The organism is Acidobacteriota bacterium, from assembly GCA_035529075.1.
Lineage (GTDB): Bacteria > Zixibacteria > MSB-5A5 > GN15 > FEB-12 > DATKXK01.
In genome coordinates this window covers 20,616-36,735 of sequence record DATKXK010000010.1, presented here as the reverse complement: position 1 = coordinate 36,735, position 16,120 = coordinate 20,616, and the positions used below count along the sequence as shown (strand labels likewise).

General features: G+C 58.7%; 16 protein-coding genes and 2 tRNA genes. All 18 read right to left on the bottom strand.

What is annotated here, in order from left to right; all coding sequences use genetic code 11:
• Positions 1-2: 2 nt before the first annotated feature.
• A complete protein-coding gene (locus VMY05_03365) occupies positions 3-1,547 on the bottom strand; it encodes a fibronectin type III domain-containing protein (protein ID HUV30117.1) in 1,545 nt (514 codons plus the stop codon).
• 10 nt (positions 1,548-1,557) lie between these two features.
• Positions 1,558-2,298: a DUF5683 domain-containing protein gene (locus VMY05_03360; GenBank protein HUV30116.1), complete on the bottom strand. Its 741-nt coding sequence runs from the start codon at positions 2,296-2,298 to the stop codon at positions 1,558-1,560.
• Between the two features lie 139 nt (positions 2,299-2,437).
• Positions 2,438-3,307: a sugar transferase gene (locus VMY05_03355; GenBank protein ID HUV30115.1), complete on the bottom strand. Its 870-nt coding sequence runs from the start codon at positions 3,305-3,307 to the stop codon at positions 2,438-2,440.
• 416 nt (positions 3,308-3,723) lie between these two features.
• Positions 3,724-4,668, bottom strand: a complete 945-nt coding sequence (locus VMY05_03350; GenBank protein ID HUV30114.1) for a PorV/PorQ family protein — start codon at positions 4,666-4,668, stop codon at positions 3,724-3,726.
• A gap of 1,119 nt (positions 4,669-5,787) precedes the next feature.
• Positions 5,788-6,609 carry a M48 family metallopeptidase gene (locus VMY05_03345; GenBank protein ID HUV30113.1) on the bottom strand — a complete coding sequence of 274 codons (822 nt, stop codon included), beginning with the start codon at positions 6,607-6,609 and terminating at the stop codon, positions 5,788-5,790.
• A gap of 8 nt (positions 6,610-6,617) precedes the next feature.
• A complete protein-coding gene (locus VMY05_03340; protein ID HUV30112.1) occupies positions 6,618-7,034 on the bottom strand; it encodes a hypothetical protein in 417 nt (138 codons plus the stop codon).
• A gap of 28 nt (positions 7,035-7,062) precedes the next feature.
• Positions 7,063-9,195 carry a glycoside hydrolase family 57 protein gene (locus VMY05_03335; GenBank protein ID HUV30111.1) on the bottom strand — a complete coding sequence of 711 codons (2,133 nt, stop codon included), beginning with the start codon at positions 9,193-9,195 and terminating at the stop codon, positions 7,063-7,065.
• Positions 9,196-9,209: 14 nt separating this feature from the next.
• Positions 9,210-9,896, bottom strand: a complete 687-nt coding sequence (locus VMY05_03330) for a tetratricopeptide repeat protein (GenBank protein ID HUV30110.1) — start codon at positions 9,894-9,896, stop codon at positions 9,210-9,212.
• A gap of 127 nt (positions 9,897-10,023) precedes the next feature.
• Positions 10,024-11,451, bottom strand: a complete 1,428-nt coding sequence (locus tag VMY05_03325; GenBank protein HUV30109.1) for a hypothetical protein — start codon at positions 11,449-11,451, stop codon at positions 10,024-10,026.
• 311 nt (positions 11,452-11,762) lie between these two features.
• Positions 11,763-12,311 (bottom strand): hypothetical protein, encoded by a 549-nt coding sequence (locus tag VMY05_03320; protein HUV30108.1) that lies wholly within the window; start codon positions 12,309-12,311, stop codon positions 11,763-11,765.
• Positions 12,312-12,432: 121 nt separating this feature from the next.
• A tRNA-Arg gene (locus VMY05_03315) sits at positions 12,433-12,506 on the bottom strand.
• 104 nt (positions 12,507-12,610) lie between these two features.
• Positions 12,611-13,135: an adenine phosphoribosyltransferase gene (locus VMY05_03310; protein HUV30107.1), complete on the bottom strand. Its 525-nt coding sequence runs from the start codon at positions 13,133-13,135 to the stop codon at positions 12,611-12,613.
• A 3-nt stretch (positions 13,136-13,138) separates the two neighbouring features.
• Positions 13,139-13,417: an acylphosphatase gene (locus tag VMY05_03305; protein HUV30106.1), complete on the bottom strand. Its 279-nt coding sequence runs from the start codon at positions 13,415-13,417 to the stop codon at positions 13,139-13,141.
• Positions 13,414-13,887: a TIGR00725 family protein gene (locus tag VMY05_03300; GenBank protein HUV30105.1), complete on the bottom strand. Its 474-nt coding sequence runs from the start codon at positions 13,885-13,887 to the stop codon at positions 13,414-13,416. Before VMY05_03300 ends, VMY05_03305 begins: the two co-directional genes overlap by 4 nt.
• Before the next feature lie 80 nt (positions 13,888-13,967).
• Positions 13,968-14,041 (bottom strand) — tRNA-Pro (locus tag VMY05_03295).
• Between the two features lie 102 nt (positions 14,042-14,143).
• Positions 14,144-14,905: a 5'/3'-nucleotidase SurE gene (gene surE, locus VMY05_03290; protein HUV30104.1), complete on the bottom strand. Its 762-nt coding sequence runs from the start codon at positions 14,903-14,905 to the stop codon at positions 14,144-14,146.
• Positions 14,898-15,365 carry a DinB family protein gene (locus VMY05_03285; GenBank protein HUV30103.1) on the bottom strand — a complete coding sequence of 156 codons (468 nt, stop codon included), beginning with the start codon at positions 15,363-15,365 and terminating at the stop codon, positions 14,898-14,900. Before VMY05_03285 ends, surE begins: the two co-directional genes overlap by 8 nt.
• Before the next feature lie 47 nt (positions 15,366-15,412).
• Complete coding sequence (locus VMY05_03280) at positions 15,413-16,099, bottom strand: glycosyltransferase family 2 protein (GenBank protein ID HUV30102.1); 687 nt, start codon at positions 16,097-16,099, stop codon at positions 15,413-15,415.
• Between the last annotated feature and the right edge of the window lie 21 nt (positions 16,100-16,120).

Here is a 16,120-nt window from a genome sequence, read left to right as displayed (position 1 = left end):
CCTTACTTGATTATTCGGACCACTTCGGAACCCGCCGAAGCGCCGTGACGGTCGTAGACGTACACGCGGTAAAAGGCGCTGTCCAGACTGACCGGTATATAGTCGGAAAAGGTCGTGGTGGAGATATGACTAATATAGCCTACCATCTGGTCCAGGGGACTTACCAGCTCCGTGGTGTCGCGATATACGCGATAGGACTCAAAATCGTGCTCCGTGCTGCTCGACCAGGTAAGCAGAGCGGTCGTACCGTCGGGTTCGAGCGATCCGGCCAGAACTACCGGCGCCGGCGGATCGTTGGCCAGGGTCACGGCGCTCATGACGTTCGACGCCGTATCGCGGCCGAGATTGTCCCTGACATAGACGGCATAGTAGTAGCGGGTGCTGTCGCGAAGCGTGTTGTCCGCGTAAGCGGTGGTGCCGATACTGGTTATCGACGAAACCAGGACGGAACTGTCGGTCAGGATCGGCACGGTGTCGCGAACAAGACGATAGGCGGCAAAGCCCGACCCGGTCGCCCGGGTCCAGACCAGGCTGATCTCAAACGATGAAAACGCCTCGACGACGGTCAACTGAACCGGCACGGGGGTGCTAGCGATGTTCAGTCGATCGGGCGAGGTCACCTGCGGGGCAGTGTTGCCGGCCGCGTCCCTGAAAACCCCCGTCACCTCCCCGTCCGCCAGGGTGAGATTCGGAGGCACAACGTACGAGCCGGTAAAAACACTGTCAGCCTCCGAGACATCGGCATCCCTGCCGTTGTTGGCAAGCTGCACCGTCCCTGCCCCGGCAATCGACACCGAGGCGTCACCTTCGGCTTCCCCCGCATCGAGGAAAAACGTGATTGTATCGCCCGCCGAGAACAGGCCGGATAATGGCGAGAACGTGACGGACTCCATCTGCGCCCGGGTATCCAGGATTATATCGTCCCGGACGGGGTCGCCGCTTCGCGCGCCGTTGGCGAACGTGTAACGGGCATACACGGTCTTGGCACCGTCACCATCCGAGACCTGAAACGGGACGACCGGGGCGTAAGCCGAAAACGCGGAGTCGGCGAACGTGGAATCTTCGGACAAAGCGACGTGCGTCGTGACCGCAATGGAGATCAGGTGAACGCTAACATCTCGCGAATTGGTGTACTTGTCGCCACCTTCGATGGAGATGCTCAGAAGGCCGGTCCTGGCCGATACCGTTTCAGACCGAGGCCCCTCGACGCCCCCGGCCGTCACGGAGGCTACCCGGAAGAAGTACTCCCGGTTCATCGCCAGGCCGGTCACGGTGATCGAGTAACCCGTCGTTGAATCAACCACCTCAAACTCTTCTTCGGAATCCTCGGACCGGTATATACGGAAGCGGTCAATGCCGGTGCTGTCGGAGACTTCCCAGCCCAGGACGACGGCCTGGCCGTTAACCAGGATACTTACGTTGCTCGGTGTCGCGGTCGGCGGCGGCAGCGAGCGCACCGGATCGCGCGATTCGATATGCCGATCACAACCGGCCGCCCGCAGAAGGGCCAGAGAACAAAGCAGCACCAGAACAATTCGCGTCTTCATCGTCCCGATCTCAAAACTCGTGTGAAATCATCAGCCCGAGCGTCGGCCCGCCCGCGCCCGTTCCTGCCGGCAGGCTCGTGACCGCAAAACTGCCCCGTTCCTCGGGCGCGAACAGCAGGGCATCGATAACGTTGAGCCCCCAGACGGCCATCACGGCGCCAATGGTCACGCGCCGCACGTTCTCGGCGTCGTAGGCTTCGTCCTGCGCATCCGTGAGCAGGTCAAGGCGACGCTGCAACTCTTCACGCCCCGCGCCCTCCGAGCCGGCCCGGTCAAAAGCCGTAAGCCGTTCATCGTAGCGGTCAAACTTGATGTCAAAATTGTGGTCGGTGACCAGGTAGGCTACCGCCGTACCGGCGGTCAGGACCGCGAACAGCCACGCCTTGCCCTTCTGCTCGGTATATTTCTGGCCCCAGCCCGGTATGAACAGGGAGCGCACCGCGGCCTTCCATCGCGTCTTGGGCACGAGCGCAATGTCCAGTTCCGTCTGCCTGGCGGGGTCCAGCACCACGTGGGTCCGGTAGTCTTCGTACCCGTACTTCCGCACCGTAAGCCGGTAGTCGCCCACGAAAGGATACCGAAAAACGGTCGGGGTGATGCCGGTAACGGTAGCCTCGCCCTGGAGTCTTACGAGTGCTCCCTGAGGGGTGGAGCGAACCACAACTCCGCCCGAAACGCTTTCCTGCGCCGGCAGATGGCCCGGCAGGAACAGCGCCAGAACAACGACCGTTAAAGTCCCTTTTAACGTCATAACGCCCATGCACCGGAGGGTTTCGGGCCAATTACAGCGCGTGCAAAATAGCCTAATCGCCCAAAGCAGACAAGTTTAATTTCCACCCAAAAAAAAACCGCCCTTACGGCGGCACGATGGCACGTCCAGCGCGGTGTCGTTAACAGGCACCCCTGCCTGTCACCACCACCACAACCGTCTTGAGAATGATTCTGAGGTCAGCCACCAGCGACCAGTTGCGTATGTACTCAAGGTCGAACCGGACTTTCCTCACCACGCTCGACACGGACGAATCGTAACCGTTTTCAACCTGGGCCAGACCGGTCAGCCCCGGCTTGACCTGGAGACGGTTGGAGTAGCCCTTGACGCGGCTCGAGAGATCACGTACGAACACCGGTCTCTCCGGACGTGGACCGACCAGGGACATGTCACCCTTGAGGATGTTTATGAACTGGGGGATTTCATCCAGACGCGTCTTACGCATCAGGGTACCCAGCCGGGTAACGCGCGGGTCCTTGCTCGTCGCCCAGACGGGGCCGGACTCTCTTTCGGCGTCCCTTACCATGGTCCGGAATTTGATCACTTTGAACGGCTTGCCCATGTAGTCCTCGCGGCGCCTCTCCCGCACCCGGCCACAGGTCGCATCCGCCCGCTGGTGATAACGCCGCTGGCTCCTGCGGCGGTTCACGCCAACCCGGGTCTGAACGTAGAAAACCGGACCACGTGAATCCAACTTTATTATGATAGGAAGGACAACCCACAACGGCAGGGTCAGAATGAGTCCAACCACTGCGCTTACGATGTCAACCGTTCGCTTTACCATCCGATTCACAAGCCTTTTCAGCACGCCCACCCCGGTGAGGTTAGCAGGCACCGCGAATATAAAAGCCGTCGACGCAAGAATAAACAATAATCCGAATGCCTCGCCAACAAAAAACTTCAGGCTCTGGCCGAATCGCCCCCGGCCCCGAGGCTGGTACGCCCCGGCCACATCCAGCCCGGCAGCCAAGCCGTGCTGAAACCGCGGCATATTCAGAGCAACTGCGGTCTCGTCCTTTATGTTCCCTTTGCCGTGCGTATTGTGCATGAGTGCCTAAGAATTGCTCAGAATTGTCTGCAATTTCACCGGAATGCACAGTTACCAAGCAAAAGGATTGCCAGAATCTCTCCGAACGGAGGTCTTATATAAACAAGACTAATCCATATATGTTTTCGAGGTAACCTATTAAATAACAACACTATTACTATGCGAATGTGGATGACTTCCACCGCGTCCAACGCGGGCGAAAGGGTATCCCGATCATGGACACTCGCTCGCTGACTGTTCAAAGCATATATACTGCAAGATAGTGCACAGAAATCCGGAACACCTTGCAATTGGCACGGCCGGATGTGCTGTGGTCGTATCCGCCTGTGGGGCGCGGCCCATACAGCTAAAAGAAGACTTTATCGGGTGACTTTGAACGTCACTGAGAAACGGTGCAGATCTTCGGAGGTCGCGTTGTCGCGAGGGCTGTAGGCGTAGTCGAATTGGCCGAAATCGAACCGAAGCCCGGCTCCGAACGAAAGGCCGGACATGAAGGAACGGCCGTCCTCCCCGGTCCGGTGATCATAACCGGTCCGCAGATAGTACCGCTCGTCGAAGCCCGCTTCCACCCCCTGGCGAATCGTCACGCCGCCGTAAAACTCCTTGACGATCTCGAACGCCCCGGTCAGATCAGCGCTGAACGGCACTACCGACACGCCGACGCGCGCGGCCGACGGCAGCTTCTCGGGCTGGGCCTCGAAGTTCATCTTACCGCCGACGTTGACCACGGCCAGGGCCAGGTTCACGCGGTCCAGACGATACATGACGCCGAGGTCAACGGCGGGAGCGGCGGCATCGTACGAGTCTAACTGCTGCCGGACGTACTTCGCGCTGACGCCGAGAGAAAGATTGTCGCGGACGTCCACGCCCAGTGAGAGCGCGGCCGCCCAGTCGTACGCCGTGAGGTCCCCGGTCGGCAGGCCGCCCGCGTCATACCCGTCGATCTGACCATAGTTGAGATAGGTGAAGGACACTCCCGCGACCACGCCGTCGTGCAGAGGGTAAGCGAAGCTGCCGTATTCAAGGGCGATGTCCTGGTACCAGGCAAAGTGGCTGAACAGAACTTCACCATGATCCAGCACTGACAGCCCGGCCGGGTTCCAGTAAGACGCCAGCGCTCCCTCAGAGACGGCCGTAAAGGCGTTACCGAGACCGGCCGCCCTGGCTCCGGGACCGATCTGAAGAAAATCGGCGGCCGTCCGGCCTGCATCCGAGGCGGCCACGGAAATCTCACCCATCAGGGCGACGAGGGCTATCAGAACCACCCAGCCTATGAGAATTCGCTTCAGCGTCTTATTTCGCATCGTTTTCCCCTTTCAGGATCCGGCCTTGCCACCAGACAAGGGCAATCGGAATGCCTGAAAAGGGACCCCTCACTAACCTGGCGGGACCCTGGTGCAATGTTCGCGACCGAACATCTAACCTCTTGTAGTACAACCCTTTCCCACTGTGCCCACGTCGGCCATCCCCGCCGATCGTGGACTCCGTTGTCGGCCGTCCGACACGGCGTTGCTCTTTGGCAAAGCAGCTTTTGAACAGTTCCTGCGTCGCGCGACCGTCGGCGAGCCCCCAGACAGCGACCGGTCATACGGTTAGCGCAGGCTGTCCAGAATCACCACATCTATTGCTCATTGTCGGAGAATTGACCACGAATTCCAGCCGGACAGGGTCATTTCCCGACAGTTTTAGTCCTCAGGTTACGATTCTCTAACTCATTGTCAACTAAAAAGTTGTGACCCGTTTGACAACGCCGCGCCGGTTTAGCCCCTTGTGCGCCAGCGTATTAGCGGCTTATCGTGGACAAACCGGACCGGCCGCCCGACGCGGCGACAACGGGGTCCCTGATTATGCGCCACGGACCTGACAAGCCGTTTGATCGCAGGCTTTTTGGGTCTTCTTGTCCTATAGCAGGCCGCGAGAGTGCGTCAGGTCTTCGGTGCGGCAAACACGGGGGCAGGCGGGGTTGTCCACACATTTATTAACCGTATGCCATTACGGGAATCCCAGCCGTCCCTACGTCTTTCCACTTCCAGCCATAACATGACAAGACCCGCATGTTAGCGCTTGCCATCGGCAGGCGGGCGACTATACTGCATGCGGGCCGGTGGCATAAACTGGACTTGATTGGACATTTTCCCCCGTGGTCGCCCGACGGGCGCTGGATTGCCCTCATTATGGAAGACTCCGCTTCTGAAGATTACCACCTGTGGGCGGCCGACGTCCGGGGGCCTGATTTCGGGCTGAGCCGACTGACGTCGACCGACGCCGGCTGCACCGTTTCCCCGTGCCTGAACATTTTCCCCTGCTGGTCGCCGGATTCAAAAAGCATATACGTTGCCTCAAACCGGACAGCCTAGATGGAGATCTGGTGGATGAGTGTCGGGCTGTAAACGAGGTCGGCCGGGCCGAAGGGGGCAGGATGCTTACGGGCCCTGCGGCGTTTTAGGGGGCAGCCGCTTGAGCATACTCTGGTACTTCTCTTTGTTCAGGGCCAGCCCGGGGGAAAACGGCTGCATGGCGGCAATGTCTCGTTTCGTGTTGGCGATGCGCTCCTGTGTTTCCGGGTGGGAGCGGGAAAGTTGCTCAAAGACGTCGGATGATCCGTCACCCCCCAGTTCGGCGAGAGTTGCAAACATGCCGAGCATACCGTCGGAATGGTAACCCGCTTTGACCATGTAGTGCAGGCCGAAATTGTCGGCTTCCCGCTCGGCCTCGCGCGAATACCCGGCGAACGCCAGCCCCATACCGATACCCACCGCCGCCTGGAGCACCTCGGAAGAATTGTCACCGAAGACCAGCTGATAGGCCAGTGACACGCCGAGGGCGGCCTGCAGGCGTTTGATGCCGTGTCGCCCGACCACGTGGGAGATCTCGTGGGCCATTACCGCCGCCAGTTCGGCCTCACTATCCATCTCGCGAAGCAGCCCCGTGTAGAAATAGACATAGCCGCCCGGCGCGGCGAAGGCGTTGACCTGGTCGGATTCGATGACCGCAAAATGATACTCGATATCCTTGCGATCCGAGACGGCGACAATACTGGTGCCGATCTCAGCGAGGTAGGTCTGCCATACCGAGTCCGGGAGCCGTTTCTCGGTCTGCTCGACCTGCTCGGCCATGGAGGCCCCGATGGCGACCTCCTGGCTGGTCGGAATGATAACGAAGGATTTCTTGCCGCCCGGGCCGGTGGTGGCACAGGCCAGCAACAGGGCGGCGCCAAGCGCCAAGAACGAAAGGTAGCGTCTCATAAGGTCGGCTACAGGTTCGTCCGGTCGGCCAGATCGCTGATGATCGGCAGACGGTAGTTCCTTCCCTGCAGGGCAAAGACAATCCCGGCTACCGATAAAGCTGCCGCGACAAGCAGAACGGCGGTGAAGACGAAGTTGGAGACCTTGTCGATAAGGAACAGCGCGGCAATAAGCTCGATAAGGAAGAGCATGACTCCCTGGCGGGCGTGGAAGCGGGCTTCCTTGTTCTCTTTCATTTTCAGCAGCGGCACGAAGCAGAGAAACGGGATATACGACATGACGGCAGCCAGCCGCCCCTCCTCGGTACCGAATTGCTCAGCGCCCCGCTCCTGGTTTTCCTGTTCGCCGCCCGGTTCATCGTTCAGCGGCGGGACCTTTCCTGACGGCTTTTCGTCGGACTGATTGTCAAAAAACGAATCGCTCATGTGTCCTCCAAGCCTGGGTGTTCCGCGCTCAGGTCGGCCAGAACATCTCTTTGTTTTTCTCGTGCACGGTCAACTGAATCGGGTCGTGTTCCGGCCAGCTTTCCAGTTTGTCCTCCCCGTCATAGAGGGTGACGGTGAACCCGAGCGGGCCGAATTCTTCCGGCCAGATAAACCGTCGCTCGACCGCCAACTCAAGAATCTCGTCCAGCGCAAACTCGTGACTTCCGGGCACTTCGCCACTAAAGCCGCTTTCTGATCGTGCCAGTTCCAGCACCCGGGGCGAGGGCGTAAACAGAGCGACGACAAACCTGGCCTTCGACAATAAGTCTATGGCCTTTCTATTGTGGAAGTCAAGCCGAATGTAGAAGCGATTGTGGTCGTAGGCGAAGTGGATACCGGTGATATAGCGGGCCGTCCGATGCATGGCTCCGCCGGCCTTGACGCAGTCAAAATACCCGGAGCCGGTCCACTCGTAGAAATGGCTGACGCGGCCGTCAATCTGGGCCGTCAGAATATCCTCCGGCAGCACGGTGTAAGACGTGGCCCCGCCGCCGTGGATGGGCCGAAGCAGGTCAACCGGAATTTCAAGGCCAAGTTCTTCATAGACGGCCGTAAGGTGGCGGCGGAAGATGCTGTCGAACTGCTCGTTGTACGCGCCGCGATGCTCATCGCCGTACCACCAGCACCAGTCCGAACCCTCGGCGATGTAAATCTGGTTCCACACGTGTTTCAGCTTCCCGGGGTCAAAGCCGGGATGTTCCTGCTCGAACCGAACCACGGCATCGCGAGTCCTGCCGAGCAGGTCCCACGCGGCGTTGTCCTCTTCGTGTCCGATCCAGATGCGGAAATTGTGGTTGATCCACGAGCCGGCGTAAACGGCGGACAACGGCTGGGCCGGAATCTGTTGAGCCGCCTCGGAAAAGGTTACCGTCTCTATCTCGGGATCGGTGGCCAGTTCGCGATACAGGCGATTGAGAAAATCAGCACCGTCGCGGGGGAAATACTCCCAGGCGTTTTCGCCGTCAAGGATGACGGGCACCACCGTGCGATCAAGCCGGTCACGAAGCCTCTCGCGGATGCTCTTGAGATGGCTGATGAAATCAAAGACCGCACGATCGGCCGGCCAGCCCGAGTACACAAAACCTATGCGATCGGACAGGGCGTGATCCCTGAACAGCAATTTCAGGCCCGGCCCGTATTCGTACACGGTGTGAAGGGGGTGAGTCTGGCGATCCTCGCCTGACTTGACAAGGGAATGGAAGAGAATTTCCTGGTCGCTGGCGCTCCACTGGATACCCTGCTCAATCATCATGGCGAGAACTTCTTCAGAGACGGATCCTTCGGAGGGCCACATGCCGCGCAGGGGTCGGCCAAAGAGGGTCTCGTATTTTTCGGCGGCCATGCTGATCTGCAGGCGAGCGTCCTCCGGATGGGCAAAGCGGCGGCTCGGCAGCGACAGGCTGGGCAGCGCCTCCAGGGCCAGATTGGTGTCGCACAGCAGCGGCAGTATGGGATGATAGTACGGCGTGAAAGAAACCTCGATCCTTCCCTCGTCGACCAGCCGCCGGTACTCGCCGACGATGCGTCCAATCAACTGCATCTGCCAGTCCAGCAGGGCGTGCTTATCCTCTTCGGTGAAGTGTCTCTCTTTGGCATAGAGGGTCTTGACGGGTTCCTGATCCCGGAACAGGGGATCGACCCACGACAGGTTTGACCAGACCTGCAGGTCCCGGATTTCAGCCGACGAAAAAAGCGATGGCAGGCGGTCCCGCCGGCCCCTGCCCGAAACACACTTGGTATGCAACTGAAGGTACCGGGAATACGGCTTTATCAGGGAACTCGGGTAGCCCATGAAGAAGGTGTCGAGGATTTCCAGGCGAAGCCCGGAATCGAGAGACTGAGCGTCCAGGCGTGACAGTTCAAGATGCCGGTCAGTGCCGCCGTCGAGATACAGTTGAAGCTGGTCGAGCAACGAAGGGACAAGGTTAAAGGTTACCTTGATCGATTCATGAGCCGCCGCGGTCAGCGGCATGTCAAGGTAGTCCTTAATGGCGTGCAGGCGGACCCACGGCATCGCCAGCCGCTTGGAGTTCGGCTCGCGATAATCGGGTTGGTGCATGTGCCAAAGAATGGCAACTTTTAGAGGAAGTGGCTGTGCCACGGTAACGTCATACGCTACGTTCCGGACTGCGTCTGTCCCTTTTCGTAAAACAGACGCAAGCCGCGGATGGACCAGTCAGTACCGCTGTATTTTTCTTCGATAACGCCCAGCCGCTCTCTGGCACTGGTCGTGTCGCCGACCTCGAGGTAGTTGCGCATGGCGGCGAGTTCGTAATCACCTTCCAGGGGCCCGCCAGGGTGCTCGTTGGCCGCTTCCACAAATCTCCCGGCAGCCTGCAGATACTCACCCTGGTTCTCCAGGCACGTGGCGATGCCGGCCATGGACGCCGCCCGGTTGAGGAGATTGCCCTCGTAGGTGGACAGGTACATCTCGAAGTATCGCACGGCCTCGGGATAGTTGCGATTGACCAGGTTCATCTTCCCCAGCAGATATGTCGCCTCCTCGGCCGCGTCGTCGGAACTGTACTCTTCTATGATCTGATTGAGTCCGAGGATGGCGATCTGGTGATCCCCGTTGCGGTAGTCAAGCAGCGCACGGGCGAAGCGAACGGCCGCATCCTCGGTCTTCGCTCGCTGCGAACTGGCGTAATACGATGCAGCCGCGGCCACCAGCACCACGGCGACGACGCCGATGACCACAAACTGCCAGCTTTCGACAATTCGATCCTTGGCCGTCAGCATGAAGGTCGTGAACTTGTCTTCCTTGATCTGCCGCTTGGTGATCTTTATTCTGCCGCGCATTCGCCTCTCCCGGGCAACCTAACTTCCCACTTCTGTATCGGTACGATTTGTCGTCAACTTAGGCACAAGGCCGGCATAGGCAATGCCGGCCCGTGGAAATCGATTGAACTCTCCGTGTTCTCCCGTCCTAATCGAAGAATCCGGTAAACGTGAAGTTAAAGGAATGACTTCTGTTACTCAATTCAAACGGTATCGCCTGCACGTCTACGTAATACCAGTAATGTCGGTCAAGCGCGGTATATGTATAGGCGGCGTCCAGATGGATCTGCCCCCAGTGGATTCCCGACCCGGCGGAGAAGTTGCCTTGAGAAGCCGTCGAGATCTCGAAAAACATGTCCAACTCCGGATCAGGGATCTGCACGTGTCCATAACCGGCGCGGATAGGCACGACCGGAAACAGCTTTGAGCCAGTATTCCAAAGGTACTCGGCACCGACCCGGACAAGCAGGACATTTCGCCACATCGGGTCGATTTCGGAGTAGAACTCCTGGTCCTTCTCCCCAGGGATGATCCGCAGAGAATCCCTTATCTCGATCATCTTTCCGCTGAACCCCCGGTACTCGACATCAGTGGCCACCACCAGACCCTCGATCGGCCGGTACGCAACTCCGCCGCCGAACTGTACCGGCATTTTCATCTTGGCAACAATGTTGTCGAAGTGGATTTCATTGGTGCCCTCAAACCTCGGATCGCCGTTAAAGAGAAGCGTTGTAAACACCGTCCGATTCGTCTTCACCTGGAGAGAGAACGGCGTCCTGACCACAAGGCCTGCAGATATTTTCTCACCACTATATTTCAGGCCGATAGTGAAATTGACACCGGAGAACTTGCCCGTATCAAGAACCAGAAGGTCTTCCGTCACGCGTACCGGCTGTAAGAAGGAGGGTTCCACCCCGTCCTGAATGAGGATTACGTGCTGACGCGCGGCGCTCTCACCGGTGTACACATTTGCGGCAACACCGAAGGACAACGTGTTCGCAAGCCGCGTACCGAAGCCGATGTTGACCATGTCCGGACTGGAACGGTAATCGTTAACAGCGCTTTGCTGGTCCAGGCCCGGCTGAAGCAGACCCTGCCGGTCAACGTAGTAGTAATCCGGATTGACAAACGTTACCTCAGTACTCATGTACTCGTCACCGGCCCGAGTATAGCTGGCCCCGCCGACAAACGGGTGGCCTTTTATGCGCAACGGGGCGAGAAAACTGAGCATGCCCAGGTTTTTGAAAGCAGCATCCCTGTAGGAACTCTGGTCGAAGACACTATACTCCGCTTTTGGGGTAAACGTACTATAATCCAGCCCCAGTGACGGGCCCTCCTTCTCCTGACCGTACAGACCCGCAGGATTCCACGTCACGGCCGAGATGTCATCGGAGATCCCGAGAAACGCTTTCCCCATACCGTGAGCACGAGCCCCGCCGCCAGCCAGATCCAGCACACTGGGGAATGAAAGCGGAAATATCCTCAGGAACTCTGCCCTGGGGTTGTCTTCTTGAGCCGAGCCGGTCGTGCCAAGAACCAGAAGCAACGCGAGAACCGAAACCACCAACCTTTTCATCGAGACGACTCCTTAACCATACCAACGCACTTATGTTCTTCTACATATAGACGGGTTACCCGTCAGAATAGGCAAAGAATATATACAAGCACAACCCGGCTGTCAATCCCTTTTGGTGTTTTTCCTCTGCCCTAACTGGCCGGATTTCAAGAGGTTGAGAGGCCGGCCGGCAGCGGCTCGCGCAGGCCGGTGAGTGAACTGCCGCAGAAGAGGCGCAATCGTCAAGGGGCACGACACAGTATAGCACCATTCGGGTGGTGAACAGACCTGCCAGTTGAAGCTCAGGGTATCAAATCTGCGACCTATGGCTCTTACACCTGTCTGTAGAGTGACAGAATCCCGTTGTCATCCCGAAGGCTGCAGTACACCGAGAGCCATATCTGCCGAAAGGGATTCGGTCTGGGCACATGGACTTCGGGAGCAACCAACCGACGCATAGACGTTAGCCCGCGCACCTTATCGCCAATCGCAACGACCAGGATAAGGGGCAGGGTTCTGTCATACCCCTGAGTCTTATCGCACTTGTCCCTGATGCGCTCGGTTACCAACTGCGCCAGTACTCCGGTATTGTGCTTCGTCAGGTCGGCGGTTTTAGCCATGTAGGGACCAGCACGTTTGCGGTCTCCCGAAGCGGCCACACCATCAGGCATCACGGTATTCAATCGTCCAAACAATTGGCGCGCTGCTAATGAATCGCTGTCCTGAAACATCGCAATTGTGATTTCAAGGCCCCGTGTTACGTCTGTTCGGTTGCAGTGAACCAGGAAGTCAGGCTTGTCCTGGTGCTCGCTGACTCTGAAATCGAGGCCGAGCTTCTCGTTATAATAGCCGAGAAAGGAATCGCAAACCGCCCTTTCCATTTCGTCTTTCTGGACCCCGTCCCGCATAGAGACACACCCCCACTTGTGGCGGTAACGCGCCCCCTTATCACTCGCCCATTCTTCCGTTGACCGGTTGGCCAATCGCGGTCAATGTTAATTCTACCCCCGGCAGGATTCGAACCTGCGACACCCGGTTTAGGAAACCAGTGCTCTATCCTACTGAGCTACGGGGGCTCACACTCGTATCGTGACGCCGTCCCCGGTGCGCTGAGCAAATGAATATCCAGCCAGCCCGGTGCCCCAATCTACTATGCGGGGGAACCAGCCGCAAGGGGGAGCTATTCAGAATCGTACGAGATCAGGTAGTTGACGTCGTAGCCGGCCAGGGGGGCCTCGAACGGCAGAAAGGTCAGGCCGATCACACTGGAGATACCGACCACTTTGCCGCCCAGACGTTCGACGAGTTTGCAGACCGCTGCCAGCGTGCCGCCGGTCGCGATCAGGTCATCCACCACCACCACCCTCTCCCCCTTGCTGACCGCGTCACCGTGAATCTCAACCATGCCGGTACCGTATTCCAGGGAATACTCCTGGGACACGGTCCGGTACGGCAGCTTGCCGGGCTTGCGGGCCGGAACAAGGGGCAGGTGCAGACGGTCGGCCAGGACGGCGCCGAAGACGAACCCGCGCGCCTCGACGGCCACGATCTTGTCCGCCTTCCTGGCACGAACGTACTTCTCCATGGCCGAGACCGCGAGGTCAAACCCGTGCGGATCCTGAAGCAGGCTGGTAATGTCATAGAAGTTGATGCCCGGTTTGGGGAAATCCGGCACGCTTCGGATGTATTTCTTCAATTCTTCCATGTATCAGCCCATGATGTCAAAAGATGGGTATTTGCCGGAGACCTCCAGCCAGGAGACGTCCATTCCCCTGACGACGGCGCTGAACGGCCCCACTTTCAGTTCGCTGATCAGGGACTCGACCGCCGAGCGGTCACCCTCGATCAGCACCTCCACCGAGCCGTCAGGGCGGTTCCTGACCCATCCGACGAGTTTGAGGTTCCTGGCCTGGCGATAGCACGTGTAACGAAAGCCGACGCCCTGCACGACACCGGTTATCCGCAGATGAGCGCCGACGGCCGTCATTGGGAGCCGCGAGCCAACTTCATCGCCAGCTCGGCGGCATCGATAGGGTCTTCCACGTGCGTGATCTCGTCGCCGAGTTTCCAGGCAGACACGGATATCACGGGTTTGCCCGCCAGCAGCGCAAAGGCCATTTCGGAAAGCGTGCCGTACTTGCCGGGAAAGGCAACCACAGCATCGGCCGATCGGACGACCATGATGTTTCTCGCATCACCGAACCCGGTGGGAATGATGTACTCGATGAACTCATTGGCGTCGGCCTTGTTGTCTGTCGGGAGGATACCGATGGTGACGCCGCCGGCCTCTTTGGCCCCTCGGGCGGCTCCCTCCATAATACCTCCCATTCCGCCACAGACGATCACCCCCCCGTTTTCGGCGACGTAGCGGCCGACCAGTGCTGCCATATCACGGAGCTTCTTGGAACACTTGCTGGCTCCGATGACGGCAATGACGGGCTTTCTTTCTGCAGGCATACACAACCCCTGGCTACCGTTGGTTGAAGTCAAGCATCAGCTTGGGAATCAGTTTACGAAGATACATTAGTACATGAAAATCGGGGCGACTGGATTTGAACCAGCGACCTCTTAGTCCCGAACCAAGCGCGCTACCAACCTGCGCCACGCCCCGATCTTACACGCAGTAAAATATGCGATTCCAACAGGTTGTCAATAGGTTTATCGGCACGGCGCCGGGGGAATTCTCCTCGGGAATCGCCGCTCAATCCCGCCTTCACATCCGGAGTTTCGTCTGTCCGAGCCGCGCCAGAGACTCCGTGTCCGTAAAAGCCAGCGTCATGGGCGTGATAGATACCTTCCCTTTTGTCACGGCGGCGAAATCCGTGCCCCGGGTGGTTTTCCATCGGGGTCGCCCGCCGATCCAGAAATACGGCGTACCGCGGGGGTCGGTCTTGCGGACCACGATATCCTTGTACATGCGAAATCCCTGGCTGGTGAACTCGAAATCACGATAGGGGCGGCCGTGATCGAGCGGGAGGTTGATATTGAGAAAGGTCGACGGTGCGAGCGCAAGATCGTCGTACCTGTCGAGCAGCCTGGACACGAACCGGGCCGCGCGCAGCATGGGCGTGCCCGGCTTATAATCGGCCATGGATACGGCCATCGACGGAATCCGCAGGATGGCTCCCTCGATGGCGGCAGCCACCGTCCCGGAATAGGTGATGTCATCGCCCATATTGCCACCGTGGTTGATTCCCGATATAATCATGTCGGGCCGGCGCTTTTTGGAAATGAGGTGAATGCCCAGCATCACGCAGTCCGTGGGCGTTCCATCCGTCGTAAATCGATGCTTGTCGATTTTGTGGACGCGCAGCGGGCGGTTCAGCGTGAGCGAGTGGGAACTGGCCGACTGCTCCCGGTCCGGCGCAACCATGCATACGTCGTGTTTCCGGGAAAGCTGCCGGAACATGGCATTGATGCCCTCAGAGAAATACCCGTCATCGTTCGTGATCAGGATGAGCTTCCCGTCATACATTGGGAACGTCCAACCCCTGCATGCGCATGAGCATAAAGATCTGCCCCCGATGCCTGGCCTGATGCTCCACGACGTGCCAGACCAGCCAGCGTTTTGACACCTTCTCTTCCTTGCCGTCGATCTCGAACGAGTAGAAAACCCCGTCCCAGTCGTCCAGCTCTTCTCTCCGGAGAAACGAACCGGTTTCGGCAAAGTGCTCCTCAAGCCACGCGAAGATCCGATCCGCCGTCAGGTCGTTTTCGAACCGTTGAAAATCGGTCTGGGACGGCGCCACGTTCTTTTCAGCCACAATGGAAATCCACCAGAACTCGGTCTCGGCAACGTGGGCAAGCAGGTGCCCGATGGAGTTCGGATGGCCGGGCGCGCACCAGTCAAGCTGTTCCCGGCTCAATCCTTTCACCGCCTCAACCAGTTCCTTGCGGACGGTAAAGTAATTGGAGAAGAATTCAGCCAGTTTCATAAGCGGTAGTTTACCGGCCGGCGGAGTGAAAAGCAAGCGCAACCCGCTCACATCCAGATGCGGCGCCAGATCTGTCGAATGAACCGCAGCGTATCGGTGACGGGATCAATGTAGGAACGCGTGCCGCTGTACACGGTTGATATCGCGACCTCATCCATGACCAGGCCCAGGCCGCCGGCCTTGAAGAGCAGTTCAGATTCCAGATCATAGTCGGCGGTGGAGAGCCTGAAAGCGCGCAGTACCGTGGCCGGGATAAGCCGGAATCCGGATTGGCTGTCCCGGACCCGCTGCGTGGAAAAGATGGAGATAATCAGGGACGTCAGGTAGTTGGTCAACCAGCGCTCGAAAGGCATGGAGGCCGGGGATATGATCCGGGTGCCCACGACAATAGTCCTGCCGTCGTCCCGCGCGAAAAAGCGAGGGATTTCCTCCGGCAGGTGCTGCAGGTCGGCATCGATCGTCAGAACGGAACGATATCCTTTCTGCAGGGCATAGCTGAATCCGGCCGCAAGCGCCGCTCCCTTGCCGCGGTTCTGCGGGAAGGAGATATAGTTGACCTCATACCGGCGCAGGATGTCAAGCGAGGCATCCGTGGAACCGTCGTTGATCACCAGAAGATGCTCGTTGCAGAGGTATCGCCGAAGGCGCTCAAGCAGTTCGGGAAGGTGCGCGGCCGCGTTGAAGGCCGGGACCAGGACCAGGGTCGAACACTCGGCGGACGCTGACTTGAGCAATCTTGAGTACTCCTTCTCCCG